This is a genomic window from Ensifer sp. NPDC090286 (genome assembly GCF_044769565.1).
GTDB lineage: Bacteria > Pseudomonadota > Alphaproteobacteria > Rhizobiales > Rhizobiaceae > Ensifer.
Map to the genome: position 1 here is coordinate 200,427 of NZ_JBIVYF010000005.1, position 24,465 is coordinate 224,891.

The 24,465-nt window shown below is 64.2% G+C and carries 23 protein-coding genes; 16 read left to right on the forward strand and 7 right to left on the reverse strand.

The annotated features are described in order from the left end of the window. Nucleotides 1-6 precede the first annotated feature (6 nt). The gene (locus tag ACIQUG_RS25165) at nucleotides 7-1,008 is read right to left on the reverse strand and encodes a LacI family DNA-binding transcriptional regulator (RefSeq protein WP_402324842.1); all 1,002 of its coding nucleotides are present in this window, start codon (nucleotides 1,006-1,008) and stop codon (nucleotides 7-9) included. Nucleotides 1,009-1,302: 294 nt separating this feature from the next. Between ACIQUG_RS25165 and ACIQUG_RS25170 the strand changes: the two genes are divergently transcribed. The 4 genes from ACIQUG_RS25170 to ACIQUG_RS25185 all read left to right on the forward strand — a co-directional run bounded on the left by ACIQUG_RS25170 (nucleotide 1,303) and on the right by ACIQUG_RS25185 (nucleotide 5,553). Continuing rightward, nucleotides 1,303-2,235, forward strand: coding sequence for a sugar ABC transporter substrate-binding protein (locus ACIQUG_RS25170; protein ID WP_402324843.1), 933 nt, complete (start codon nucleotides 1,303-1,305; stop codon nucleotides 2,233-2,235). A 117-nt stretch (nucleotides 2,236-2,352) separates the two neighbouring features. Continuing rightward, nucleotides 2,353-3,915 (forward strand): sugar ABC transporter ATP-binding protein, encoded by a 1,563-nt coding sequence (locus ACIQUG_RS25175; protein WP_402325198.1) that lies wholly within the window; start codon nucleotides 2,353-2,355, stop codon nucleotides 3,913-3,915. A gap of 1 nt (nucleotide 3,916) precedes the next feature. Further along, nucleotides 3,917-4,930, forward strand: a complete 1,014-nt coding sequence (locus ACIQUG_RS25180; RefSeq protein WP_402324844.1) for an ABC transporter permease — start codon at nucleotides 3,917-3,919, stop codon at nucleotides 4,928-4,930. A gap of 146 nt (nucleotides 4,931-5,076) precedes the next feature. Next, the gene (locus ACIQUG_RS25185) at nucleotides 5,077-5,553 is read left to right on the forward strand and encodes an RbsD/FucU family protein (protein WP_402324845.1); all 477 of its coding nucleotides are present in this window, start codon (nucleotides 5,077-5,079) and stop codon (nucleotides 5,551-5,553) included. Nucleotides 5,554-5,595: 42 nt separating this feature from the next. Here the strand turns inward: ACIQUG_RS25185 and ACIQUG_RS25190 are convergent, their stop codons facing one another. The 4 genes from ACIQUG_RS25190 to ACIQUG_RS25205 form a co-directional block, all read right to left on the reverse strand. Further along, nucleotides 5,596-6,642 carry a glutathione synthetase gene (locus ACIQUG_RS25190; RefSeq protein WP_402324847.1) on the reverse strand — a complete coding sequence of 349 codons (1,047 nt, stop codon included), beginning with the start codon at nucleotides 6,640-6,642 and terminating at the stop codon, nucleotides 5,596-5,598. An 8-nt stretch (nucleotides 6,643-6,650) separates the two neighbouring features. After that, nucleotides 6,651-8,528, reverse strand: coding sequence for a flavohemoglobin expression-modulating QEGLA motif protein (locus ACIQUG_RS25195; RefSeq protein WP_402324849.1), 1,878 nt, complete (start codon nucleotides 8,526-8,528; stop codon nucleotides 6,651-6,653). Next, nucleotides 8,525-9,349, reverse strand: coding sequence for an N-formylglutamate amidohydrolase (locus ACIQUG_RS25200; protein ID WP_402324851.1), 825 nt, complete (start codon nucleotides 9,347-9,349; stop codon nucleotides 8,525-8,527). The genes ACIQUG_RS25195 and ACIQUG_RS25200 overlap by 4 nt, the downstream gene beginning before the upstream one ends. Nucleotides 9,350-9,479: 130 nt before the next feature. Further along, on the reverse strand, nucleotides 9,480-10,379 hold the full coding sequence (locus ACIQUG_RS25205; RefSeq protein WP_402324852.1) for a LysR substrate-binding domain-containing protein: 900 nt from the start codon (nucleotides 10,377-10,379) through the stop codon (nucleotides 9,480-9,482). Nucleotides 10,380-10,485: 106 nt separating this feature from the next. Here ACIQUG_RS25205 and ACIQUG_RS25210 point away from each other — a divergent pair, with 106 nt between their 5' ends. The 3 genes from ACIQUG_RS25210 (at nucleotide 10,486) to ACIQUG_RS25220 (ending at nucleotide 11,788) form a co-directional block, all read left to right on the forward strand. Further along, nucleotides 10,486-10,680 carry a hypothetical protein gene (locus ACIQUG_RS25210; RefSeq protein WP_402324853.1) on the forward strand — a complete coding sequence of 65 codons (195 nt, stop codon included), beginning with the start codon at nucleotides 10,486-10,488 and terminating at the stop codon, nucleotides 10,678-10,680. A 230-nt stretch (nucleotides 10,681-10,910) separates the two neighbouring features. Beyond that, nucleotides 10,911-11,123: a hypothetical protein gene (locus ACIQUG_RS25215; RefSeq protein ID WP_371258836.1), complete on the forward strand. Its 213-nt coding sequence runs from the start codon at nucleotides 10,911-10,913 to the stop codon at nucleotides 11,121-11,123. A 62-nt stretch (nucleotides 11,124-11,185) separates the two neighbouring features. Beyond that, entirely contained in the window at nucleotides 11,186-11,788 is a 603-nt protein-coding gene (locus tag ACIQUG_RS25220; RefSeq protein WP_402324855.1) for a nitroreductase family protein, read from the forward strand. A gap of 49 nt (nucleotides 11,789-11,837) precedes the next feature. Here the strand turns inward: ACIQUG_RS25220 and ACIQUG_RS25225 are convergent, their stop codons facing one another. Next, the gene (locus ACIQUG_RS25225) at nucleotides 11,838-12,155 is read right to left on the reverse strand and encodes a potassium channel family protein (protein WP_402324856.1); all 318 of its coding nucleotides are present in this window, start codon (nucleotides 12,153-12,155) and stop codon (nucleotides 11,838-11,840) included. A gap of 303 nt (nucleotides 12,156-12,458) precedes the next feature. Between ACIQUG_RS25225 and ACIQUG_RS25230 the strand changes: the two genes are divergently transcribed. Continuing rightward, nucleotides 12,459-14,129, forward strand: a complete 1,671-nt coding sequence (locus ACIQUG_RS25230) for a SulP family inorganic anion transporter (RefSeq protein ID WP_402324857.1) — start codon at nucleotides 12,459-12,461, stop codon at nucleotides 14,127-14,129. Between the two features lie 104 nt (nucleotides 14,130-14,233). On the opposite strand, the gene ACIQUG_RS25235 is transcribed toward ACIQUG_RS25230, so the two are convergent. Further along, nucleotides 14,234-14,668, reverse strand: coding sequence for a GFA family protein (locus ACIQUG_RS25235; protein WP_402324858.1), 435 nt, complete (start codon nucleotides 14,666-14,668; stop codon nucleotides 14,234-14,236). 280 nt (nucleotides 14,669-14,948) lie between these two features. Between ACIQUG_RS25235 and ACIQUG_RS25240 the strand changes: the two genes are divergently transcribed. The 8 genes from ACIQUG_RS25240 (at nucleotide 14,949) to ACIQUG_RS25275 (ending at nucleotide 24,436) form a co-directional block, all read left to right on the forward strand. Next, entirely contained in the window at nucleotides 14,949-15,473 is a 525-nt protein-coding gene (locus ACIQUG_RS25240; RefSeq protein ID WP_402324859.1) for an RNA polymerase sigma factor, read from the forward strand. After that, a complete protein-coding gene (locus ACIQUG_RS25245) occupies nucleotides 15,470-16,411 on the forward strand; it encodes a FecR family protein (RefSeq protein ID WP_402324860.1) in 942 nt (313 codons plus the stop codon). Before ACIQUG_RS25240 ends, ACIQUG_RS25245 begins: the two co-directional genes overlap by 4 nt. Before the next feature lie 93 nt (nucleotides 16,412-16,504). Next, nucleotides 16,505-18,997, forward strand: coding sequence for a TonB-dependent hemoglobin/transferrin/lactoferrin family receptor (locus tag ACIQUG_RS25250; protein ID WP_402324863.1), 2,493 nt, complete (start codon nucleotides 16,505-16,507; stop codon nucleotides 18,995-18,997). A 305-nt stretch (nucleotides 18,998-19,302) separates the two neighbouring features. Further along, a complete protein-coding gene (locus ACIQUG_RS25255) occupies nucleotides 19,303-20,439 on the forward strand; it encodes a transporter substrate-binding protein (RefSeq protein ID WP_402324864.1) in 1,137 nt (378 codons plus the stop codon). Beyond that, complete coding sequence (locus ACIQUG_RS25260; RefSeq protein ID WP_402324866.1) at nucleotides 20,436-21,017, forward strand: ANTAR domain-containing response regulator; 582 nt, start codon at nucleotides 20,436-20,438, stop codon at nucleotides 21,015-21,017. The genes ACIQUG_RS25255 and ACIQUG_RS25260 overlap by 4 nt, the downstream gene beginning before the upstream one ends. Continuing rightward, a complete protein-coding gene (locus ACIQUG_RS25265) occupies nucleotides 21,017-21,865 on the forward strand; it encodes an ABC transporter permease (protein WP_043612910.1) in 849 nt (282 codons plus the stop codon). Before ACIQUG_RS25260 ends, ACIQUG_RS25265 begins: the two co-directional genes overlap by 1 nt. A gap of 1 nt (nucleotide 21,866) precedes the next feature. Next, nucleotides 21,867-22,787 carry an ABC transporter permease gene (locus tag ACIQUG_RS25270; protein WP_402324868.1) on the forward strand — a complete coding sequence of 307 codons (921 nt, stop codon included), beginning with the start codon at nucleotides 21,867-21,869 and terminating at the stop codon, nucleotides 22,785-22,787. A gap of 29 nt (nucleotides 22,788-22,816) precedes the next feature. Next, entirely contained in the window at nucleotides 22,817-24,436 is a 1,620-nt protein-coding gene (locus tag ACIQUG_RS25275) for an ABC transporter substrate-binding protein (protein WP_402324870.1), read from the forward strand. Nucleotides 24,437-24,465 lie beyond the last annotated feature (29 nt).

Consider the following 24,465-nt stretch of genomic DNA (forward strand, 5'->3'; position numbering starts at 1 on the left):
GTGATTTCAGCGCGTTGAGGGCGCAGCGCACGAGCCGCGTTTCATCAGCATTGGCTGCAGCTTGTATTCCTCCTGCAGCGCATGGCTGCCGAGCACGCCTTCAAGCGCCAGCCGGGCGATCTCGTCGATCGGCTGGCGAATGGTGGTGAGCCGCGGCAGCACCAGAGAGGCCAGCGGGATGTCGTCGAAGCCGACGATCGAAAGGTCGATCGGAACCCGAAGCCCCATGTCGTCGGCAGCGCGCAACAGGCCGATCGCCTGCTGGTCGCTGGCGGTGGCGATCGCCGTCGGGCGGGTTGCTTCGGATTGCGTCAGCAGCTGCTTACCAAGTTCTTCGCCCGAGCGGTAATCGAAATGGCCCTCGACGATCTGCGGCTGAACGTACTCGCCTGGGTGGCTCTTCCGGAATTCGTCGAGCCGTTGAACGAAGCCGCCGCGGCGCTCGCCGGAGACCTCGGTCGTGCCGGGACCGCTGATGTAGCCGAGCCGACGATGGCCGAGCGAAAGCAGATGGTCTGCGGCGAGATAACCGCCCTGGCGGTTGTCGACGGAGACGAGCGCATGCCCGCTCAAGGGCCGGTCGACTGTCACTGTTCGCGTGCGCGACGCCAGCCCGTCGGCAAGGCTGTTGCTGACCGGCACGAGGATCAGCCCGGCCGGCAGGCGTCCGAGCAGGGTTTCGATCTGCTGCTTCTCGGCGCCCGGGTCGTCATGGGTGTTGGCGAGCAGCACCGAGTAGCCCTCGGCGGAGGCCAACATCTCCACCTGTTTGGCAAGCTCGGCAAAGAACGGGTTGGTGATGTCGGGCACGACGAGGCCGATGATGTCGGTCTTCGCGAGCCTGAGGCTGCGGCCGAGAATGTTCGGCCGGTAGCCGATCGCGTCGATTGTCGCTTCGACCTTCGCCCTGATGTCCTCGCTCACCGTCTTGTTCTTGGCAAGCACACGCGAAACCGTGCCGACAGAGACGCCGGCGCGCTGTGCAACATCCTTGATCGTCGGGTTCAAACGTTGTCTCCCACTTACGCATGTGCGACCGGCGACAAGCGAAAATCGCGCGCCAGATCAAAGTCTTGCGCCAGCGACCGCGGGTTCGCCCAACGGCGCTGGCCTTCCTCTTAAATCAGAGAATGCCGCGAACGGGTAGCAGCTTCCAGCACAATTTTCTTTTCGATGAAACGTTTCATATTGACAGCGATGCTGCCTTTCTATCTTCTAAAGTTCGAAACGGAACACGCAGGCTCATGTGATGAAACGTTTCATCGATGGTTGGAGGACCATCTTTTCACCGGAGGAGAACCCATGAAATTTTCCCTGTACGCATCTATCGTCGCACTTACCGTTGCCACCGCATTGCCGACGCTTGCCGTGGCTGCCGACAAACCCGTCGTCGGCCTCGTCATGAAGTCGCTGGCCAACGACTTCTTCAAGAACATGCTGGAAGGCGCCGAAGCGCATGCCAAGAAGCGTGGCGACTACGAACTCAAAGCCATCGGCATGCAGAACGAGACCGATTTCGAAAGCCAGTTGAACGGTGTCGAGAACTTCATCACGCAAGGCGTCGACGCGATCGTAATTGCGCCGGCGGACTCCCGTGCAATGGTCGCGCCGCTGAAGAAGGCGATGGATGCCGGCATTGTCGTCATTAATTTCGACGTTTCGCTCGACGAGCAGGCGAAGAAAGATGCCGGCGTCGATCTGGCCTTCGTCGGCCCCGACAATCGCGGCGGCGCCAAGATGGTCGGTGATGCGCTCGCCAAGGATCTCGGCACCGGCGGCAAGGTCGTGATCCTCGAGGGCAATCCGGGCGCCGACAATGCGGCGCAGCGCAAGCTCGGCTTCGAGGATGCGATCGCGGCAGGCAAGCTCGATCTTCTCGATTCCCGCACGGCGCATTGGGAAACGGAAGAGGCCAATTCCGTCTTCTCGACCATGCTGACGGCACATCCCGATATCCAGGGTGTGCTCGCCGCCAACGATTCCATGGCCATCGGTGTCGTCAAGGCGCTGGACGCGGCGGGCCGCAACGACATCAAGGTCGTCGGCTTCGACAATGTGCCGGCGGTCGCCCCGATGCTGAAGGATGGCAAGCTTTTGGCAACGGTCGACCAGTTCGGTTCGCAGATGGCGGCGAACGCCATCGACAAGGCGCTCGAAGTCGTGGCCGGCGGGCCCAAGCTCGAAGGCTGGGTGAAGACCGACATCGAGCTCGTGACCAAGGACAACGTGAAATAACCCTGAGACCGCGCGTGCGCACCGGGCGCTGCCCGGTGCGCTTCGGCAAGGACAGCATCCGCCGCAAGCCAATGGTTTGCGCGCGTGATTGCTGCGTTTCAAAAGGGCTAGGTCATGATGAACACGCAAACCGTGAAGGCGGAAGCGGCTGGCGTTTCGATGCCGCCGGTTCTGGAACTGCACGATATCAAGAAGGCCTTCGGTGGCACCAAGGCACTGAACGGCGTCAGCCTCTCCATTCAGCCGGGCGAAGTGCACGGCCTCATCGGCGAGAACGGTGCCGGCAAATCGACTTTGATCAAGGTTCTCTGCGGTATCGTCCGTCCGGACGAGGGCGCAATCAATCTCGCGGGCCGGCCTTACGCGCCGGCAACACCGCGCGAGGCCAAGGCCAACGGCCTCCAGGTGGTGCACCAAGAATTCAACCTTCTGCCCCATCTGTCGGTGGCGGAGAACATCTTCATCGAGCATCTGCCGCGCAACGCCTTCGGCGTCGTCAGGCGGCCGGAAATGCATGCCGGCGCACGGGCCGCACTCGACGCCATCGGCCTCAGCGATATCGACGTGCACTGGCCGGTCTCGCGCCTCGGCATCGCCCACCGACAGTTGGTCAAGGTGGCGCGCGCGTTGATGACGGAAAGCCGTATCCTCATCCTCGACGAACCGACGGCGACGCTGACATCGCGCGAAACCGAGCGGCTGTTCAAGATCGTCAGCGACCTTCGCAGTCGCGGCGTCTCGATCGTCTTCGTGTCCCATCATCTCGACGAAGTGTTCCGCATCTGCGACCGGGTGACGGTGTTGCGCAACGGTGAGACGGTGTTCTCGCGGCCGATCGCCGAGACCAATCAGGATGAGCTGGTGCGCGCCATGGTGGGCCGCAAACTGCAGCAGCAGATGGCGAGCGAAGTGGTCTCGTTTGCTCGGCCGGCACAAGCGTTGTCGCTTAACCGGTTTCGGCCGCCGCAATCGCCGCACGCCGAGGGCATTTCACTTGAACTGCACAAGGGCGAAATCCTGGGGATCGCCGGGCTTGTCGGCTCCGGTCGAACCGAGCTTCTGCGGGCGATCGCAGCCGCTCAACTGCCGCTCTCCGGCGAGCTCTTCCTTGAGGGGAAACGCACCTCCTTCCGCTCGCCGCGCGAGGCGATCAATGCCGGCATCGGCTTCGTGACCGAGGACCGGAAGGAGGAGGGTCTGATCCTCAATATGCCGATTTCGGCCAATGTCACGCTCGCGTCCCTCTCGGACATCTCGCGTGCCGGAATTCTCGACAGGAAGGCGGAAATCGAAGTGACGGAACGGCTCGGCGCCGAGCTCAAGCTGAAATATGGCGGCCCCGGCAAGAATGCCGCGACGCTTTCGGGCGGCAACCAGCAGAAGGTGGTGCTCGCCAAATGGCTGGCACGCAACCCGAAGGTCCTGTTGCTCGACGAGCCGACACGCGGCGTCGACGTCGGCGCCAAGGCGGAGATTTATGCCCTGATCCGCCAGTTCGCCGAACGCGGCTTGGCGTTGTTGATCGTCTCGTCCGAGCTGCCGGAACTGATGACCCTCTCGGACCGCATCCTCGTGATGTCGCAGCACCGTGTCGTCGGCGAGCTGTCGCGGCCGGAATTCTCCGAAGAACGTATCCTGCAATTTGCCTACCAGGGCGAGCAGCAACAGGTGAGGCAGTAAGATGCAAGCACTCGAAAAGACACAATCCGGCGAAACCATTGACACGCGCCGGCTTTCGGGCTGGTCGCCGAAGGTGCTTTTGCGCGACGCCGGCATCGGCCTGGCGCTCCTGCTCCTGATCGTCTTCTTCTCGGTCTCGACCGAGCACTTCCTGACGGCCAACAACGTCTCCAACATCCTGACGCAGATCACCATCAACCTGATCCTCGCCGTCGGCATGACCTTCGTCATCCTGATCGGCGGCATCGATCTCTCCGTCGGCTCGATGCTCGCCTTCTGCGCCGTCGTCGGCGGCACGGTGCTGACGATCCCCGATCTCTCGGTGTTTCAGGCAGTCGCGCTGGCAACGCTTGCCGCTGTCGGCACCGGCGTCGTCTGCGGTTTCCTCAATGGCTGGATCAGCGCCTTCTGGGGGCTACCCTCCTTCATCGTCACGCTCGGCATGCTCAATATCGCCCGCGGTGCAGCACTTCAGGTGACGGATGCGCGCACGATCTATTCGTTTCCGCCGAGCTTCAACGCCTTCGGCTCGCAGATGATCTTCGGCATCCCGGTGGTCTTCCTGATCGCGCTGCTGCTCGTCGCGATCGCCTGGTTCGTGCTGTCGAAGACGGTGTTCGGTCGGCTGCTCTATGGCATCGGCAACAATGAGGAGGCGGTGCGTCTCGCCGGCCATTCGCTGATGTTCTACAAGGTGGCGGCCTTCACCATTGCCGGTGCGCTCGTCGGCATCGCCGCCATGGTCTACATGGCCCGCCTCAACATCGCGAGCCCGATCATCGGCATCGGCTTCGAGCTGAACGCGATCGCCGCCGTCATCATCGGCGGCACCAGCCTCAACGGTGGCCGCGGCACGGTCATCGGCACCCTGCTCGGCGCCTGCATCACCGGGGTGCTTGCCAATGGCCTGATCCTGTTCGGGCTCAGCGACTTCATGCGCCAGATGATAACAGGCGTCGTCATCATCCTCGCGGTCATCATCGACAAGTATCGCGAGCGGCTAACCGGCATTTAGGACCGGGAGCCACGTGCGAGCGGATCGTCGCCCGCCGCGACCGACGAGACACGGTGAAGGACAGGGTGGTCGGATCGATGGACCTGCCCGCGGGGACCTCTGCGGCCTGGCTTTCACCGCACAAGCAAATGAGGAAGGTAAGGCTGATGCTCAAGAACATCGATCCGGCGCTGAACGCCGACGTGCTGCATGCGCTGCGCTCAATGGGACATGGAGACCGGATCGCGATCGTTGACGCGAATTTTCCCGCCGACACCGTCGCCCGCCACACCCGGCTCGGTCTGCCGCTGCACATTGCGAATGTCTCGGCCGCGCGTGCGGTGCGCGCCATACTTTCCGTCATGCCGCTCGACACGCCGCTACAGCCTTCGGCGGCGCGGCTGACGCCGGACGGGGCGGCGGGCGAGCTGCCGGAGGTCCAGCGCGAGGTGCTGGCCGAGGTCGCGCGCGCGGATGGTCCTCTTTCGAAGATGTATGCGATCGAGCGTTTCGCCTTCCACGAGGAAGCCAAGCGCGCCTATTGCGTCATCGTCACGGGCGAGGCGCGCCGCTTCGGCAGCTTCCTCTTCACCAAAGGCGTGGTGCCGCCAGCCAGCCACTGGGACGAGACCGTCGCCGGGTGAGAGCCACCTTGGGGAATAGTCGCCGGCGGCGAGCGCCGCCAATCAAAGGGTCGCAAGCTCCCGATTGGAAAGCATGCCATCATCGGCGCGCCTTATCTCGACCTTTCGTTCGAGCTCCGCGACGATGTCTTCGCTGAACTCGATCGAGGTCAGCTCGGCGATTTCGGGCAGGGCACCGGGCGTGAAGACATTGACCTCCACTAGCTTGTCGCCGACGACGTCGAGGCCGACCAGGAACATGCCGTCGCGCACCAGCTTGGGGCGCATTTCCTCGGCGACGGCGAGCATCGCCGGGGTGACGACGGCGGCGACGGGCCGGCCGTTGACATGCATGTTGGAGCGCAACTCGCCTTCCGCCGGAACGCGCCGCACGGCGGCGTAGGTATCGCCACGCTTGAGCGGCCTGCCGTTCATCAGGAACAGGCGGACGTCACCTTCCTTCGCTGCCGGCAGATACTCCTGCGCGATCACATAGCCCATCTCGCTGACGGCCTCGAAGATCTGGTTGAGGTTCGTCTCATGGCTGGAGCCGACCTTGAAGACGTTCTTGCCGCCGGAGCCCTGCAGCGGCTTCAGGATGACGCCCTCGGGATGGGCGTCGAGGAAGGACCGGACCTCCTCCATGTGCTTCGTAATCAGCGTGGTCGGACGGACGACCTCGGGAAAACCCTGCAGATAGAGCTTGTTCTGTGCTGAGGACAATCCCTCGGGGTCGTTGACGACGATCGCGCCGCGCTCGGCGGCGAGCCGTCCGAAGATGATGCCGGCCTGGGCCGCCCAGGGCCGTGTTGCGACATCCTCCGACGGGTCGTTGCGCAGAAAGAGGATCTGGATGTCCGTAATGTCCAGGACCTCGCGCCGGGTCGTGTCGCCCCGCAGCGCCGTTATGAAGGTTTCGGCCTTGCGCGGCTTTGCCGTTCCGAGAGAAAGCGCATGGACGATCAGTCGGCCGTCGGGTGTCAGAACGAAATCGCCGGGCGTGAGGTAGACGATCTCGTGGCCGCGGGCGAGCGCTGCGAGCGCCAGCGACGTCGTCGCATAGAACGTCTCTTCACCCTCGATGGAGTTTACGAGAAAGGCAATGCGCATTCGGTTTCCTACTCTGCGATCAAGTCGAGCGGGGACAGTCCCCCTTGGGCTCGCTGAAGTCGGTCGCGCGCTTTGACCTCATCGAGAAAGATAGGGCGGAGCGCTGCGGCACCAAGGAGGCCGCGCAGGCTCAGCTCCTGGATCGCGCCGAAATGCGAAGCGGCGATCTTGCCCATCCAGAACGGTTCGAGACTGCCGCCGCGGGCCAGATGATCGAGAAGCTGCAGCAGGCCGCGCAGGTAGATCGCGTCCTTGACCAGCCCGCCGCCGCGATAGATCCGCAGCGTGATGTTGAAGGCTTCGGCGGCGGCAAAGCCATGTCCGTCGACGAGCAGCCGGTAGGTCTGCGGAAAGGGTGCGCCGTCGAGCATGGCGGCGCAGCCGACGACCCGTGCCGCCAGGACGCGCAACCGGTCGATCGTCATGCCGGCGCTCAGATATTCGGCAAAGACCGCGAGCCCCTCCTGCATGCCTTCGTAACCGGCCAGTCCGGAGCGGAGGATCCTCAGCCCCTGGGCAGAACCGTTGAAATAGGTCAGCAGATGCACGCCAACCTCGTGGTTGAGCAGCGCCTCGACGCGATCGGCGTCGAGCGCGGAACTCCTGGCGATCAGCAACTGGCCGCGCGAAACGAGCAGGCCGGCCGGCAGGTCGTCGCGGATGTCGATGGAGGCGGAAAAATCGGCCGACTGGCGCCGATAGGCCGCTATCATCGCCTGGGCGCGCTCCCTTATGTACTCGCAATCGCGCCGGTCTGCGCTCGATGACGGGGCGTCGGGATCGGGCGCCGTGCGCGCCAGGATTTCGGAGGCGGCGTCATGAAGCGTGGCTTCCACCGGGCCGTAGAGGGCGCGGCCGAACTCGACGAAGGTGCGGGTTTCCCGCGCCGAGATCATCGACAGCTGCAGGTCGACCTCCTGCTGCTTTTCCCGGTAGAGGGCATAGAGCAGCGGATCTTCGAGGTGTTCGAAGTTGAGGGAAAAGAGCTTCCGCTTGGCCGTCTCGATCTGCAGCGTCAGCGGCCGGTAGTAGAGGCGCGGGCTCTTGGAGAAGCCGCCCGAGGCGAACTCCGCCCAGGCTGCTTCCGCGTTGATGGGGGTCACTGCCAGCAGGAAGTCGAAGCTCGACGCGATTTCGTCGATGCCGCGGTCGGCGCGCACGACGGCATCGACGAAGGCCTTTCGGCCAAAAGCGCGGTGCGTCGGCAGTCGAAAATTGTCCGATCTTGCGCGAGCGAAAGCGGCAACGGCTCTCAGCCCAGCGTCGAAGACGCTCGCGACCAGCCGCTCGCGCAGTTGCGGATAGATGCGGCGCGTTCCCGGCTCGCAGTAGATCGGCGCGAAGCGCACCGTCAGATGCGGATAGTCGAGCGCAAGCGCCTTTCGGCCTGTCGTCGTCGGACGCTCGACGAGCGTCACATGCGGCGTGCGGAACTTGCCTTCGATCGTCGCTGCCGTCTCGATCAAGGCCTTGGCGGCGACCTGTTCGGCGGCGCGCGCGCCGGCAACCACCTCGATCAAGAAGGGCGGCAGGAAGGGCGCGTCCTTGGCCGGCGGTTCATCGCTTTCGAGCTCGCCGAATTCGAGCACGATGAACAGGCCGAGGCGCTGTTCAATCACCCGCCCGACGCGCTCGATGATTGCGGCGGCAGTATCGATGTCCGGCGCCAGCAGATAGGCGGCGTTTGCTTGGGCGATGTCGCGCGCCACCGGCTGCTGGTACCCGGCGGCAATGTGCACGCAAAGGAAGGGAACGAGGCGGTCGATGTGCAGCCGCCCACCCTCGCCGAAGTCCCGCCGAACAGCGCGGCCTTCCGTCAGCCGGCCGATGGCTTCGTCGAGCCAAATCGGGGCCGTGCTTGTGGGTGCCGCTTTCTCCTCCATCATCCCTGCCTCGCCAGCGTTTCGGTCAGGATCGGGACGAGCGAGCAGACCAGCGTCCGCAGTGAACGAAGCGCCTCGATATCCGGCTTGCCGGTCCACTCGTCCATAAAGGTCTTCTTGAATTCGATCGCGATCGCGCAGCCGGTTTCGGGAAAATGTTCGTGGATGAAGCGCGTCTGCTCTCCGCGTCCCTGGAAGGCGACGTTCTCGCGCACATCCACCGGTCGGCCGTCGATCCGCGCGGCACTGAGCGCCGACATCAGCATATCGATGACGCCGGCCCATCTGAGCCGATCCATCGAGGCGGTCCCGATGTTGATTTCCGGGGCTTCGTCGGGGGCCGTGGGCGCGGCCTCCGGTCCCTGTCGCCGGTGGTTGTAGCTGTGCATGTCGAGCACGATGAAGCGACCGTGGCGGCGCTCGATCGCCGTCAGCATGGCATGCAGCATGGCATAGTATTCGTCATGGACGGCGAGCGACGCCTCGATCAGATCGATGGGCGGATGTTCCCGCCAGACGGAAAGGCCCCAGGCCTGCGCCGGCTGGAGATAGACCGCGCCCGTGCGGGCCCGGTTGAGATCGACCTCGAAGCGGGACCTGTGAACGACGATGCGGTTGGCAAGATCACGGATGACGAATTCCGTGTACGGATCCTCCTCGCGCAGCCGTTCCTCGTCCGTCAGGGCGGTGAGCGCGCGGGCGTCGCCGCGCATGGCATGCCCGTTGTGGATCGCGGTGCCGACGATTGGCCCGTCGCCGCGTTGCACGGTCCACCAGGTGGTTTCGCTGGCTGAGCGGAACTGTTCCGTCGGCTCGCTTGGCATCTTCGCTCCGGCACTCCCTCGCTCTGGTCGCTACGGGGGTGCAACTCCCCGGCGGCCCGAAGGGTTCCGGGGCGCAGGAAAATTCCCGGGGGCCGTCGAGACGCAAGATCACCTGCTCCGACAGCGGTCTTCACGGTTTTTGCTGGCCGATCTCGCCGAGAATCCACTGGCGGAAGGCGCTGATTTTCGGGGAGTTTCGCCGGCTTTCCGGATAGACCAGCCAATAGGCTTGGCTCTCGTCGCAGAGCAGATCGAAGGGTTGGATCAGGCGCCCGTCGGCAAGTTCCGCGGCAAAGAAGGCCGGCGTCAGGATCGCGACGCCCTGTCCGGCGGTCGCCGCATTCCCCTCATAGACCTGGGCGCCCATGCTGGCGCCGGGCCGGCTCGCAAGCCCTTCCACCGGCACGTTGGCGGCGGCAAACCACCGTGCCCACCAGGGATCGCCGGGGTCGAGAAGCGGCAGCCGCAGCAGGTCGGCCGGTTCCTTCACGCCGCCGATGCTGGCCGCAAGGCCCGGGCTCAGCATCGGTGAAAAATCAGCGTCGATCAGCCGGTGGGCCACAAGTCCCGGCCACGCGCCGCGACCCGAGCGGATGCCGATATCGACCTCCTCGCGGCTGAAGTCGACGAGATGCGGCTCGGTCTGAAGGCGCACGGCAAGCGAGGGGTGGGCGATCTGAAACGAGCCGAGGCGCCGCGCCAGCCAGTTGGAGGCAAAGGTCGCGATCGTGCTGATGACCAGCGTTCCCTGGGCACCGCCGCGCGCGTTCACATAGGCTTCGCTGAGCTGCTCGAAGACCTGCGTCACCACGGGGGCGAGCCGCTGGCCGACCTCGGTGAGCGCGATCTGGCGCGGGCGGCGCAGGAACAGCGGCGCGCCGATCCGATCTTCGAGCACCTTGATCTGATAGCTCACCGCGGCTTGCGTCATGCCGAGTTCGCTTGCGGCGTTGGTGAAGCTTCCATGGCGCGCGACCGCCTCGAAGACGCGTATCGCCGTCAATGGTGGGAGCGGAAGTGTCTTATGCATTAAATGGCCTTATGCATGGTGACCGATATTCGATTGGAAGTTGATGCCGCCCACAACCATTTTCAAGGTCCGTCCATTAGACGGATTGATGAAGAGGATGACGGCTATGACAACCATTCAAGTACGTAGTTTTTCGTCGACAAACGATTTTTCCGTCGGTTCCTGGCTGGCGTTCCTGTTCGCGAGGAAGAGCCGGACGACCGATGTCGTCGACGTCAGGGATCTGTCGGATCACCTGAAGCGGGATATGGGCTTTCTCGACGGCAACCGCCCCGAGGAGCACGACCTCCCGACCACGTGATTTCGCCCGTCCGCATGATTTCGCCCTACCGCATGATCTCGAAAGACCCGGGCGGCCCTCCCACCGCCCGGGTCTTTTCATGCCCGCGACGCAGCGTCGTCGGGGAGCAGTTTTCCACGACCCGCCCGCTCTTTGGGTCACAATTCCTTTAATCTACTAGTTAAGTGGATAATCATCGGTGATGTCCGGTCGACGCAGCTTTGCGGCGGCCGCCTGAGATGAGGTCCATGATGAGCATGCTGCGGCAATATGAGCGTTTGAGTGCGATCCGCGAGGTCCTGCAGGGCCGGCTGGAACTGCACGAGGCACGCGATTGTTTTGGTTTCGAGGATATCGAGGATGGCACGGTTCACGAACTCAAGGACCGTATCGCCGAACTCTCCGAGGAGATTTCGACCTTGAAAAGCCGCTGCGATCGCTATCAAAGCTTCGGCCGTCGGTGATCAAACCCTCCAATAATGACCCCAAGTGACGGCGGAACGCCGTCGATGAATGGAACATCCCCATGACATTGCATGTGAATTCCCGCGTCGCAGATTATGCGATCAACCCGCTTTTCCTCGAGCGCTGGTCTCCGCGCGCCTATTCGGGTGCCGAGATTTCCGAGCCCGAACTGTTTCAGATTCTCGAGGCTGCCCGCTGGGCGCCGTCCGCCTACAATGCCCAGCCTTGGCATTTCGTCTATGCGCGCCGCGGCGGCGAAGGCTGGGAGAGCCTGCTCGGCCTCCTCAACGAGTTCAACCGGAGCTGGGCAGCGGAGGCCTCGGCGCTGATCTTCGTGCTGTCGAAGACCTCTCTGCTGCCACCGGGCGCCAGCGAGGAAGTGCCATCCTACACCCATTCCTTCGACGCCGGGGCCGCTTGGGGTGCGCTGGCGCTGCAGGCCGCCCATTCCGGCTGGCAGGCGCACGGTATGGCCGGTCTCGACTATGAGCGGGCGCGCGCCGAGCTTGGCGTGCCGGAGAACTTCCGGATCGAAGCGGCCGTCGCGATCGGGCGCCTCGGCGACAAGGCGCTGCTGCCGCAAGCGCTGCAGCAGCGCGAGCAGCCTAGCCCGCGCAAGGCGCTGTCGGAGATCGTATCGGAAGGCCGGTTCGTCGCTGGCTGATCCGTGAAACCAGGTACCGCGGGGAGGTGGGGCTTGCCGGCCCGACCTCTCAGGGGTCGTCGGTCTCATCCCGACCGGTCTCGTTCAGCGCCTGCACGGTGACAGCTGCGACGAGGCCGGTGAGGACGATGCCGGAAAAGCCGATCACCAGTGCCAGCACCCGCGCGCTCAGATGTTTGGGCGTGATGTCGCCATAGCCGATGGTCAGGCCCGTGACGAAGGTGAAGTAAAGCGCTTCGTCGAGCCGCCAGTCTTCGATGCGCCAGATGATGATGCCGGCCCCGACCATCACGATCAGGATCGCCGAGAAGATCGGCCAAAGCAGCTGAAGCTGCTGGTAGAGATTGTAGAAAAAACGGCGTCGCATTCTTTTCGTCTGTCGCCGGCGTTGAGACTCTGCCACGCCACCCTCCCTCTCGCGGGTAGGCCCAAGGCGAACCAGCCACGCCCTCGTGACGCTCCGCCCACGGCCCGCTTCCCGTCGTCGAAATCCCCTCTCGGCGCGAACTGCCGTGATCAGGATAGACCTGAGTCGGGATGGCTTCCAGCGCCTGTTTTGCCGGTCGCCAAGCTTGGGCGGATGCGGACAATTGCATTTCTTGCAACCGCTTTGGTCGAGTGTTATCGAATTAGAATAATCTCATGAATCTCCTGCCGAAGGACGATCCCGATGGCATCGCATGAGCATTCACTTGCCGGCGACGGCCGCGGCCTCTCCGCTGGCCTGCGGCTCGACGTGATCGCAGGCCTGACGGCCGCTGCCGTGGTCCTGCCCAAGGCGATGGCCTATGCCACGGTCGCGGGCCTGCCCGTCAGCGTCGGTCTCTACACCGCCTTCGTGCCGATGATCATCTATGCGCTTCTCGGCACCTCCCGCGTCCTGAGCGTTTCGTCGACCACCACCCTTGCGATCCTTGCCGGCACGCAGCTCGGCCTTGCCGTCCCCGACGGCGATCCCGCCAAGCTCCTGACGGCAACCGCGACGCTGACCGCCCTGACGGGCGCGCTTCTCTTCCTCGCGTCGCTGCTGCGCTTCGGTTTCGTCGCCAACTTCATCTCGTCGCCGGTGCTGATCGGCTTCAAGGCCGGCATCGGCCTCGTCATCGTGCTCGATCAGGTGCCGAAGCTGCTCGGCATCCACATCACCAAGGAAGGCTTCTTCCGCGACATCCTCAGCATCGCCGGCCACCTCTCCGAGACTTCGTTGCTGACGCTCGTGATTGCCGCCGCGGCGCTTGTGGCGCTGCTGGCGATGGAACGGCTCTGGCCGCATTCGCCGGCGCCGCTTCTGGCCGTGGCCGCGGGCATCGCGCTTTCCTGGTTTGCCGGGCTGCAGGCGCTCGGCGTCTCCACCGTCGGCTTCATCCCGCAGTCCCTGCCGTCGCTGACGCTTCCGAGCCTCGGTCTTGTCCAGGAACTGTTGCCGGGCGCGCTCGGCATCGCGTTGATGAGCTTCACCGAAACCATTGCCGCCGGCCGCGCCTTTGCCGCGCCGTCTGATCCGCCGATCCGGGCGAACCGGGAATTGCTGGCAACGGGTGCTGCCAATTTCGCGGGCGCATTCTTCGGCGCCATGAGCGCCGGCGGCGGTACGTCGCAGACCGCCGTGGTGCGGGCTGTCGGCGGCCACAGCCAGATGGCGTCGCTGGTCACCGCGGCGGCAGCGGCGGCGACCATGCTGGTGCTGGCGCCACTTCTCGGTCTCCTGCCGCAGGCCGTCCTTGCGGCCATCGTCATTGTCTACTCGGTCGGGCTCATCAAGCCGGCGGATTTCCTCTCCGTCCGCAAGGTTCGGCTGATGGAGTTTCACTGGGCGCTGGCCGCCTTCCTCGGCGTACTGTTCTTCGGCACGCTGCAGGGCATCATCGTCGCGATCGTGCTGTCCTTCATCGGGCTCGCCCGCCAGGCGGCCTCCGCAAAGGTCTATGTCGTCGGGCGCAAGCGCGGAACCGATCGGCTGCGGCCGCTCTCGCCCGAGCACCCCGATGATGAGACCTTCGAGGGGTTGCTGATCATTCGGCCGGAGGGCCGGCTCTTCTTCGCCAATGCCCAGCAGGTGGCGGACCAGGCGCAGATGCTGGTCGCGCAGCAGAAGCCAAGGGTTCTCGTGCTCGACATGAGCCGGGTGATCGATATCGAATATTCGGCGCTGCAGATGATGATGGAGGGCGAGCGGCGCATCAGTGGGCAGGGCGTTACCGTCTGGCTGTCCGAACTGAACCCGGATGTGCTCGCCTATGTGCGCGCATCCGGCTTTGCCGACCAACTCGGCCCCGACCGCCTGTTCGTCAATACCCGCACGGCGCTGCAGCATTATCTGGCCGGCACCGCGGCGGCCTAAAGCAATTCCAGGAAAAGTGCGCAGCGGTTTTCCGTCCGGAGTTGCGGGGCAGGAAAACCAATTCCAGGAAAAGTGCGCAGCGGTTTTCCGTCCGGAATTGCGCTCTATTCCGGCATCATTTCGCCCGTTCCGCCGAAGGCCGGCGGGAAGTCGCGATATTTCGGCAGGCCGTCCTTCATCGGCAGCACTGTCTCCTGATAGTTGACGTGCAGCATCGGTTTGAAGGCAAGCGACGGGATTGCCGCGGCAAAGACGTCGGTGACACCCCAGAGCGGATGCTCGGTCATGAGATGTCCGCCGCAGGCCTTGCACCATTTGCGTACGCTCGTCGCCGTCTTCTGGTAGCCGACGAGATTGTCCGCACCCTTGACGATCTTGACCTTTTCCGGTGGCCAGAGCGTGAAGGCGTTGACCGGGCCTGCCGACCAGCTGCGGCAGGAACTGCAATGGCAATAGCCCATGGCGGCCGGATCGCCGCTCACTTCGATCTCGACTGCGCCGCAGAAGCACTTTCCGTTGAGGCTGCCGTTTCCTGCCATGACTTTCTCCTTTCGGCTCTTGTCACCCGGAAATCTGGCTCTAGCGGATCACCGGCGTGAACCCTGACTGAGGGTCTCACTCTGAGCCCTGAGGTCAACGCCTCCTTTCGAGCTAGTTGCATTGCCGGCGGTTTCGGAAATAAAAGATGAGTACAATACTCATATTTGTTGTGTGTGCTGCGAGGACGCGCTAATGAACGCCGGCGCTGCCTCGTGCGCGCCGCGCCATGTCTCTCATCTTCGCTCTGCCGACGGCTCCGGATCGGCCCTGAAAATTGTCATGCCAGAGAAATCAGCTTCGCATTTGATGCTCGACGACGCGATCGTGGCCTACTACGACGAGCTTTGCGCGATGACGCGGCGACGTGGTCACCAGGCGGCAACCGCAAACGAGGTGGTGCACGAGCTTTATGTCCGGCTGGTCGATCGGCGCACGCCGCTTGAGGGCAAGTCTTCGCTGAGGGCGTTTCTGCGCCGCGCCTGCGCCAATCTCGGCATCGACCGGCTGCGGCGCGACCGTTTCGAGCTCAAGCTCTTCTCCGGCAGCGAAGAAGACGCGCTGGCGGTCGCCAGCGATATCGCCTCGCCCGACGCCAACATCGATCTTCCCCGGCGGCTGACGATCCTGAAGAGGGCGATCATGGAGATGTCGCTGCAGCGGCGGCGCGTCTTTCTCGCAAGCCGTATCGGCAACCTAACCTCGGACGAAATCGCCATGCGCACGGGCATCAGCCGCAACATGGTCGACCGCCATCTGCGCAAGGCCTATCTGCATTGCCTCGACCGGCTGGAGGAGGTGTTGTGACGGCGCGTGACAGGCGGGTGCGCGAGCAGGCGGTGGATTGGCTGGTTCGCCTGACGGGCGATCCCGGCGACGAAGCGTTGCGGCTCGCCTTCGAACGCTGGCGCGCGGCGGATCCTGCCCATGCCGAGATTTTTGCCCGCGCCCAAAGGGCGATCGGCGACGCATCGCTGTTGATCCGGCGCGAACCGGAATTTGCCCAAAAGGCTGTGACAGCGACCGGGACGCGGCGAAAAACCGTGACAGCGCTGGCGGCCATCGTCAGCATCGGCGCCGGGCTCTTTCTTGCGTTCGACGGCCCCATGTGGATGCGGGCGGACGTCATCGCCGGCAAGGGCGAACGGCCGATCCTTGCGCTTGAGGATGGCTCGACCCTGCAACTCAACGCCCAGTCGGCCGTCGCCTATCAGTTCACTTCCGCCGAGCGGCGGATCGTGCTGCTGCGTGGCGAGGCCTTCGTCCAGGTCGCAGCCGACAGCAGCCGACCCTTTGTCGTCGAGGCTGGAGGCGGCAAGACGACCGCACTGGGCACGGCATTCGACGTCAATCTTACCGACGACGGCACCAGCGTCACTGTGCTCGAACACGCGGTATCGGTCGCGACCGACGCAGCGATGCTGCCGCGCCGCGTCGCGGTCAACGAGCAGGTCCGCTACGACCATGACGGCCGTCTCGGCGATATCACGCCGATCGATCCGTTCGTGGCGGCAGCATGGCGACAGGGGCGCCTGGTCTTCGAGGAACGCACGATCGCCTCGGTCGTCGAGGAAATCGGGCGCTACGTTCCCGGCAAGATCCTGATCGCCGATGCCGGCGTCGGCGCCAGGCGGGTGTCCGGCAGCTTCGATCTCTCCGATCCCGTCGGCGCACTGCAAGGTCTTGCCGAAGCCTTCGACGTCAAGGTCACTCGGATTGGACCCTACGTCACGATCCTCCGCTAAAAAAATCGAGGACGAGGTATCCCTGAACCGGCACCTCGTTCGTCCAGAAACCAGACCCCGGCCGTTTCGGCCATCTCTCTGTCTGGAACCATCATGCCATATTCGAATACGACCGGCCGCCGCCGCCAATCCGGAATTTTCAGCCTGCTGACGGCAGGCACCGTTTTTGCCCTCACCACGACTGTCGCGCTCGCGCAAGATGCGTTGCGGTACCCGGTCGACGTGCCCGCGGGCAAACTGACGACTGCCGTCAACCGCCTGGCCGCGCAGCTCAAGCTGCAGGTGGTGTTCGACAGCTCGGTCGCCTCAGGTGTCTCCACGCCAGGCCTTTCCGGCGAGATGACGGCCGAAGAGGCGCTGGCGCGGCTGCTGAGCGGAACGGGTGTCCGCTATCGCTTCGTCGGCGGCTCGACGGTGAAGCTGATGGGGGCGGTGGAAGCCGCGGCGCCGGCAGACGGCGAAGGCACGAAGCTCGCACCCATCGTCGCCCGCGGCGACGCCAAGGACGGTGACCGCGCGCCGAACATCGCTGTTCTTGACGCCGAGGATATCGAAAAGGCCCAGGCATCGAGCCTTCCGGAATTGCTGCAGAAGACGCCCGGCGTGTCGATGGGCGGTGGCGTGCGCATTGAAGGACAGACGCTCGCCATCCGCGGCTTTGCCCGGCAGTCGGACGTTCGCATCATCCTCGACGGCGCGCCGAAGAACTTCGAGAAATACGACCAGGGCACGGTCTTCATCGAGCCCGAACTGTTGAAGCGCGTCGAGATCGAAAAAGGCGCCACCTCCGTGCGCTACGGCAATGGCGGCTTCGGCGGCACCGTGCTGATGGAAACCAAGGACGCGGCCGACATGCTCCGGCCGGGCGAAGAATGGGGCGTCTGGGCCAAGTCCGGTTTCCAGAGCGCCAACAAGCAGTTTCTCGAAACCGGCGCGCTCTACGGAAGGTCGGATTTCGGCGGCCCGATCACCTATGACGGCCTTCTGGCAGGCACGTGGCGCAAGAGCGACGACATGCGCGTCGGCGGCGGAGAGGTCTACAACTATTCCAACTCGAAGCTGACCACCCTGCTTGCCAATGTCGGTGCCGAATATGACGGTCACGAGATCAGGGGTACGGTCGCCTACGGCCAGAACGACAACTGGGGACCCGTGGCCGCCATCCGCGGCCAGTCGGCGCCGTCGGACTACAACATCACCCGCTACGGCTACAAGGAAGCGATGCGCCGGCTGCTCACCTGGCGCGAAATCGAGGATTTCACCTCGACGCTCACCTACACCTACACCGGCGACAGCGACCTGGTGAACTACCGCATGATGGGAAGCTTCTCGTCGACCGGCCAGCATGCCAGGCGGCCCGACATTCCGGGGCTCAATCCCAGCGCGTCCGTCGGCGGCTACGAAAACGACGCCACCTACACCGACATCAAGTTCGAAGCGGAGAACACCTCCAATTTCACGCTCGGCGGCCTGGCGCACAGCCTGAACTATGGCATTCAGTACCTCGATCATGACCGTGACATCTGGATGTACGACATCGCCAACCGCACCCAGGCCCAGTACAACTACGGCTACTACGCCCCGTGGTTCATGCCCGAGGGCACGCAAAAGACCTTTGCCGCCTTCGTTCGCGACCGGATCGAACTGACCGACACGTTCGCCGTGACGCCCGGCCTGCGCTATGACCATGTGCGTTCGAAGGGCGTGCCGAACGCGGCGCCGCGATTCAACAATCCGATGGCCGGCCACGACTATTCCGCAGTCTCCCACCAGGGCGTGACGCCGGCGATCAGCCTGGCATGGGAAGCGACGCCGTCCGTACGGTTCTTCGCCGACTGGGCCTATGCGATGCGGGTGCCCAACATCGACGAACTCTATTCGACCCAGAGCGCTCTCACCAAGGCGTCCGGCACCAGCCGCGGCCTGGAGGTCGAGCGCAACAGTACCTTCAACATCGGCGTCGACTTCAGCTTCAACGACGTGCTGACGACCGACGACATGCTGTCGACGCGCATCTCGGTCTACAACAACCACGTCTCCAACCCGGTAACGCGCCGGTTCGGCACGGCCAACCTCGCCGACGTCACCGGCAACGTGCCGTTCTACTGGAACACACCGTCCTACGATATCCGCGGCATCGAGTGGCAGGCGCGCTACGAGACCGAGCGTATGTTCGCCGATCTCGGCGTGTCCTGGATGACCGGCGAGCGGACCGGAGCCGTCAACAACGTCTGGGGCCCGGACACCTATATCAACGACCTGGCGCCCCTGACCGTGATCGCGACGGCCGGGATCAAGGTGCCGGACCGGGATCTCGCCTTCGGCTGGACGGGCACCTTCGTCGACGACCAGAACCGCACACCCTACAACCAGGGTGGACAGACCTACGCGCGCCCGCCGAGCGCCGGCTATGCGGTGCACGGCCTCTTCCTCGACTGGACGCCGACATCGGGCTTCATGGAAGGCGGCGAAGTGCATCTCGCCGTCGACAACATCTTCGACAAATATTACGAGCCCTATCTCAGCGACGGGATCTCGGCGATGCCCGGCCGCAACTTCAAGATCGCGATCAGCCGCAAGTTCTGACCGGCATCTGGACCCAACCGGCTCGCATGCGAGCCGGTCGAATTTCTTCGTACGTCCCTCCACGCAGCAGTGGCGCTTGATTGCGGGGCTCCACCCGGCTCTGTGTATAAAGTTGCGCACAATCGCGTATGAGCTTGCCAATCCTTGCTTGACAGTCGTCGATTGCCCGTATCTTAATCATGCTCTCAGATTGAGCATGATCAATCCATTCACATGACCTCGATGGTCGACGGGCAGTTTGGCCCCATGATGCCCCCATCTTCGATGGGCACGGCGTCGTGGGGTTTTTGGTTTTTGGCGGGTACATGAGCGGCGCGGTAAAGATCGGCATCCTCTATTCGACCACCGGACCCTACGGGACGATGGGCCGCGACTGTCGCGATGGCGCGGAACTGGCGATTGAGGAAATCGCGGCAAGCCATCCGGGTCGGATCGAACCGGTTTTCATCGATCCGGAAGCCAATATCGACCGCTATCTGGAAGGCGCCAGATCTCTGCTGCGCGACCACGGATGCCGCCACATTATCGGCACCATCACCTCGCTCGCCCGCAAGGAGGTCATTCCCCTCGTCGAAAAGCACGACGGCCTGCTCTGGTACATGTGCCCCTATGAGGGCTTCGAAGCCAACGACAACGTCATCTATACGGGCGGCTGCCCGAACCAGCATTTGCTGCCCTTGCTCGATTATCTGCTGCCGCGCTTCGGTAACCGGCCCTATCTGATCGGCGCCAACTATGTCTGGGGCTGGGAAATGAACCGCCTGGCGCGCGAACTGGTTGAGGAGGCCGGCGGTGCCATCCTCGGTGAGCGCTATCTGCCGCTCGAGGAAATCGCGGTCGAGCGCATCGTCGCCGAAATCGAGCAGCGTCGGCCGAGCTTCATCCTCAACAACCTCGTCGGCCCTTCGAGCTACGCCTTCCATGCGGCGATCCGGGCGCTGGCTGAACGCAATCCCGCCTTCCGCCCGGAAAATTGCCCGGTCGTCAGCTGCGACCTGCAGGAATGCGAGTTGACGGATATCGGCCTCGGGGTTGCAACCGGCCAGCTCTGTGCGGCTTCCTATTTCGACACGGTGGTCTCGCCCGACAATGCGGCCTTCAAGCTGCGCGTCGCCAGTCGCTTCGGACCCGGGCGGCGCATTTCCAGCCTGTTTGCCAGCGCCTATGCTTCCGTCAAACTCTGCGCCGAGGCGATCATCGAGGCGGGCGTCGACGACCCCGCGACGATCACGCAGCTTGTTTCGGCCGCGCCGCATCAGAGCGTGCTCGGCCCGCTCAGGATCGACGCGCAGACCCACCATGCGGCGTTGCCGTTCCATCTCGGCCGCATCAGCGACGACGGCGGCTTTGACATCGTCACGTCGCTGCCCTCGATTGCCGCCGACCCCTATCTGACCGGCCAGCGCAAGCGCAAGGCGCCCCAATTGCGGATCGTCTCATGAGGGAAACACCGAACTTCACCGGCTGGCGTGCGGCGATCCTGCACCGCGAAGACCAGACGACGGAGCGGCTCGTGCGACAGCTCAAGCTCTTCGGCTTCGACGTCACCGTGCAATGGCAGCCGCTCGACGCGCGCGACCTGCCCGATATCATCCTCGTCGACGCCGACCAGGGTTGGAGCGGGCTGTTGCCCTGGAAGGACGAACAGGCGCCGCGGCCGTTGATCGCCCTGCTCGGCTCGGAAGCACCGGGTCGGGTCGCCTGGGCGATGGGGCAGGGGGCAGCGGCCATCATCGCCAAACCCGTCGCCTCGTCGGCGGTCTATCCGGCACTGGTCATGGCCGTCGGCATCCACCAGGAACGCCGGGCGGTTGCCGACAAGGTCGCCCATCTCGAAGAACGCGTGCGCATGCGCCCGCTCGTTCATGCCGCCGTACAGAAGATCGGCCAGGCCTGCCACGTCGACGAGGAGCGGGCCTACGGCATCCTGCGCAATTGCGCGATGAAGAAGCGCCTGTCGATGGAGCAGGTCGCCGGATCCATCCTCGGCGGTGCCGAGCCGCTGCCGGAGGCCGGTTGATGCAGGTACTGAAATCCATGTTCAGGCAGCCGGCGGCGCTGTTCGGTCTCGTCGTCGTGGCGCTGGTCGTCCTGCTCGCTTTGGCCGCGCCGCTGATTGCGCCCTATAGCCCGGACGAGCAGATGTTCGACGGGCTGACGCTCGAAGGCGCGCCGCTGCCGCCAAGCGCGCAGTTCCTGCTCGGCACCGACACGCTCGGCCGAGACCTCTTTTCGCGGCTGCTCTATGGCGCCCGAACCTCGCTCGTCATCGGCCTCGTCGCCAATGGCGTCGCTGTCTCGATCGGTCTCATGATCGGCATTCTTTCGGGCTACATGCGGGGTCTGGTCGGCAATGCGCTGATGCGCTTTACCGATCTGATGATGGCGTTTCCGGCGCTGCTGCTGGCGATCGTGCTTGCGGCCCTGCTTCGCCCGAGCCTCTGGATCGTCGCCATGGTGATCGCGCTGGTCAATTGGGTCCAGGTCGCTCGCATCGTCTATACCGAGACCCGCGGCCTCGTCGAGCGCGACTTCATCCTCGCCGAGCGTTCGCTCGGTGCCGGACACGGCCGCATTCTCTTTCACCACATCCTGCCGCATCTGGTGCCGACAGCGATCGTCTGGGGCACGCTCGGCATCGCGACGACGGTGCTGCTCGAAGCGACGCTTTCCTTCCTCGGCATCGGCGTCCAGCCGCCGACGCCATCCTGGGGCAACATCATCTTCGAAAGCCAGAGCTATTTCCAGGCCGCGCCCTGGCTGGTGTTCATCCCCGGCGCCGTCATCCTGTTGACCGCGCTCTCCTTCAACCTGGTCGGCGATGCGCTTCGCGATATCCTCGACCCGACGCAGCGCGGGAGGGGTTGAGATGGCGTTTCTCCTGCTGCGCCGTCTCGTCCAGACCGCGCTCATCCTGCTCGGCGTCGCCGCCATCACCTTCCTGCTGCTCTACGCGCTTCCGGCCGATCCGGCGCGCATGATCGCCGGGCGCAGCGCGACGGCGCAGACGGTCGCCAATATCCGCCGCGAACTCGGGCTCGACCAGCCGCTGCTCGTGCAGTTCTGGAGCTATCTGCAGGGCCTTGTGCAGGGCGACCTCGGGCGCTCGTATGCGCAGAAGACCGATGTGGGCACGCTGATCGCGGCGCGGCTGCCGGCAACGCTGATCCTGATGGCGGCCGGCATCTTCGTCGAAGTCCTGCTCGGGGTGTTTCTCGGTGTCGTCGCGGCCATCCGGCGCGGCGGTTTCGTCGATCGGCTGGTGATGATGGCGTCCTTCGTCGGCGTCTCGGCGCCACAATTCGTCGCCGCGCTGCTGCTGCTCTATGTCTTCGCGGTCACGCTCGCCTGGTTCCCGATGAGCGGCTTCGGCAGCTTCGCCCATGTGGTCCTGCCGGCCTTGACGCTCGGCATTCTCGGCGCTGGCTGGTATGCGCGCATGGTGCGCTCGGCGATGATCGACGTCTTGAACCAGGACTATGTGCGCACCGCACGCGCCAAGGGCCTGTCGTCGTTCCGCATCATCTTTCGCCATGCGCTGCCGAACGCGCTTCTGCCCGTCATCGCCATGATCGGCATCGACATCGGCCAGTTCATGAGCGGCGTCGTCGTGGTCGAGGCCGTCTATGGCTGGCCGGGCATCGGCCAGCTCGCCTGGCAGGCGATCCAGCAGGTCGACATCCCGATCATCATGGGGGTGACGCTCGTCTCGGCGCTGGCGATCGTGCTCGGCAACCTCCTTGCGGACCTCATCGCCCCGCTCATCGATCCGCGCATCCGCGCCCGCTAATCCGAAACCAACCAAAAAGGGGAACAACAATGTTCAAAAGCTGGCTTCGTACTTCAACCGTCGCTGCAGCACTGCTCGCAGCACCGCTCTCGGCCCTGGCGCAGGACGCGCCGAAACAGGGTGGCGACATCGTCATCACCTACAAGGACGATATCGCCACGCTCGATCCGGCCATCGGTTACGACTGGGTCAACTGGTCGATGATCAAGAGCCTGTTCTCGCGCCTGATGGACTACAAGCCCGGCACCACCGAGCTGGTGCCGTCGCTTGCCGAAACCTTCGAGGTGGCGCCCGATGGCCTCACCTATACCTTCAAGCTGCGCAAGGGCGTGAAGTTCACCAATGGCCGAGAGATCGTCGCTTCCGACGTGAAATACTCGATCGAGCGTGCCGTCGACCCGAAGACGCAAGGCCCGGGCGCCGGCTTCTTCGGCGCGATCAAGGGCTTCGACGATCTCTCCGGCGGCAAGGCGACGGTGCTTGAAGGCATCGAGGCACCTGACGATGCGACCGTGGTCTTCCATCTGTCGCGTCCGGACGCAACCTTCCTGCACGTGCTCGCCGTCAACTTCGCCTCCGTCGTGCCGAAGGAAGCGGTCGAGGCGGCGGCTGGCGACTTCGGCAAGAAGCCAGTCGGCTCGGGCACCTTCGTCCTCAAGGACTGGACCGTCGGCCAGAGCCTGACCTTCGAACGCAACCCCGACTACTTCGTCAAGGATATGCCGCATATCGACAAGTTCACCGTCGAGGTCGGCCAGGAGCCGCTGGTGGCGCTGCTGCGCCTGCAGAAGGGTGAGGTCGACATCGCCGGCGACGGCATCCCTCCGGCGAAGTTCCTGGAAATCAAGAATTCGCCCGAGGGCGCCGAGATCATCGTCGACGGCCAGCAGTTGCACACGGGCTACGTCACGCTCAACACCAAGGTGAAGCCCTTCGACGACGTGAAGGTTCGCCAGGCCGTCAACATGGCGATCAACAAGGAGCGCATCACCCGCATCCTCAATGGTCGCGCGACGCCCGCCAACCAGCCGCTGCCGCCGTTGATGCCGGGCTACGACAAGGCGTTCACCGGCTATGGCTATGACGTCGAGAAGGCGAAGGCGCTGCTCGCCGAAGCCGGGCATGGCGATGGCTTCGAGACGGTGCTTTATTCGACCAACACCGATCCGCAGCCGCGCATCGCCCAGGCGATCCAGCAGGATCTCGCCGCCATCGGCATCAAGGCGGAAGTTCGCGCCCTTGCCCAGGCAAATGTCATTGCAGCGGGCGGTACCGAAGGCGAGGCGCCGATGATCTGGTCGGGCGGCATGGCCTGGATCGCCGACTTCCCGGATCCGTCGAACTTCTATGGCCCGATCCTTGGCTGCTCCGGTGCGGTCCAGGGCGGCTGGAACTGGTCGTGGTACTGCAACGAGGCGCTCGACAAACGTGCGGTCGCAGCCGACTCCATGTCGGATCCGGCAAAGGCCGCCGAACGCCAGGCGGAATGGGGCAAGATCTTCACCGACATCATGGCCGATGCGCCGTGGGTGCCGGTCACCAACGAGCGCCGCGTCGTCGCCAAGTCGCCGCGCATGGGCGGCGAGGGCGAGATCTACGTCGATCCGACCCGGGTCATCAACTACGACGCCATCTTCGTGAAGCAATAAGCGGCGGGCTCCCCGGGACGCGTTTTCGG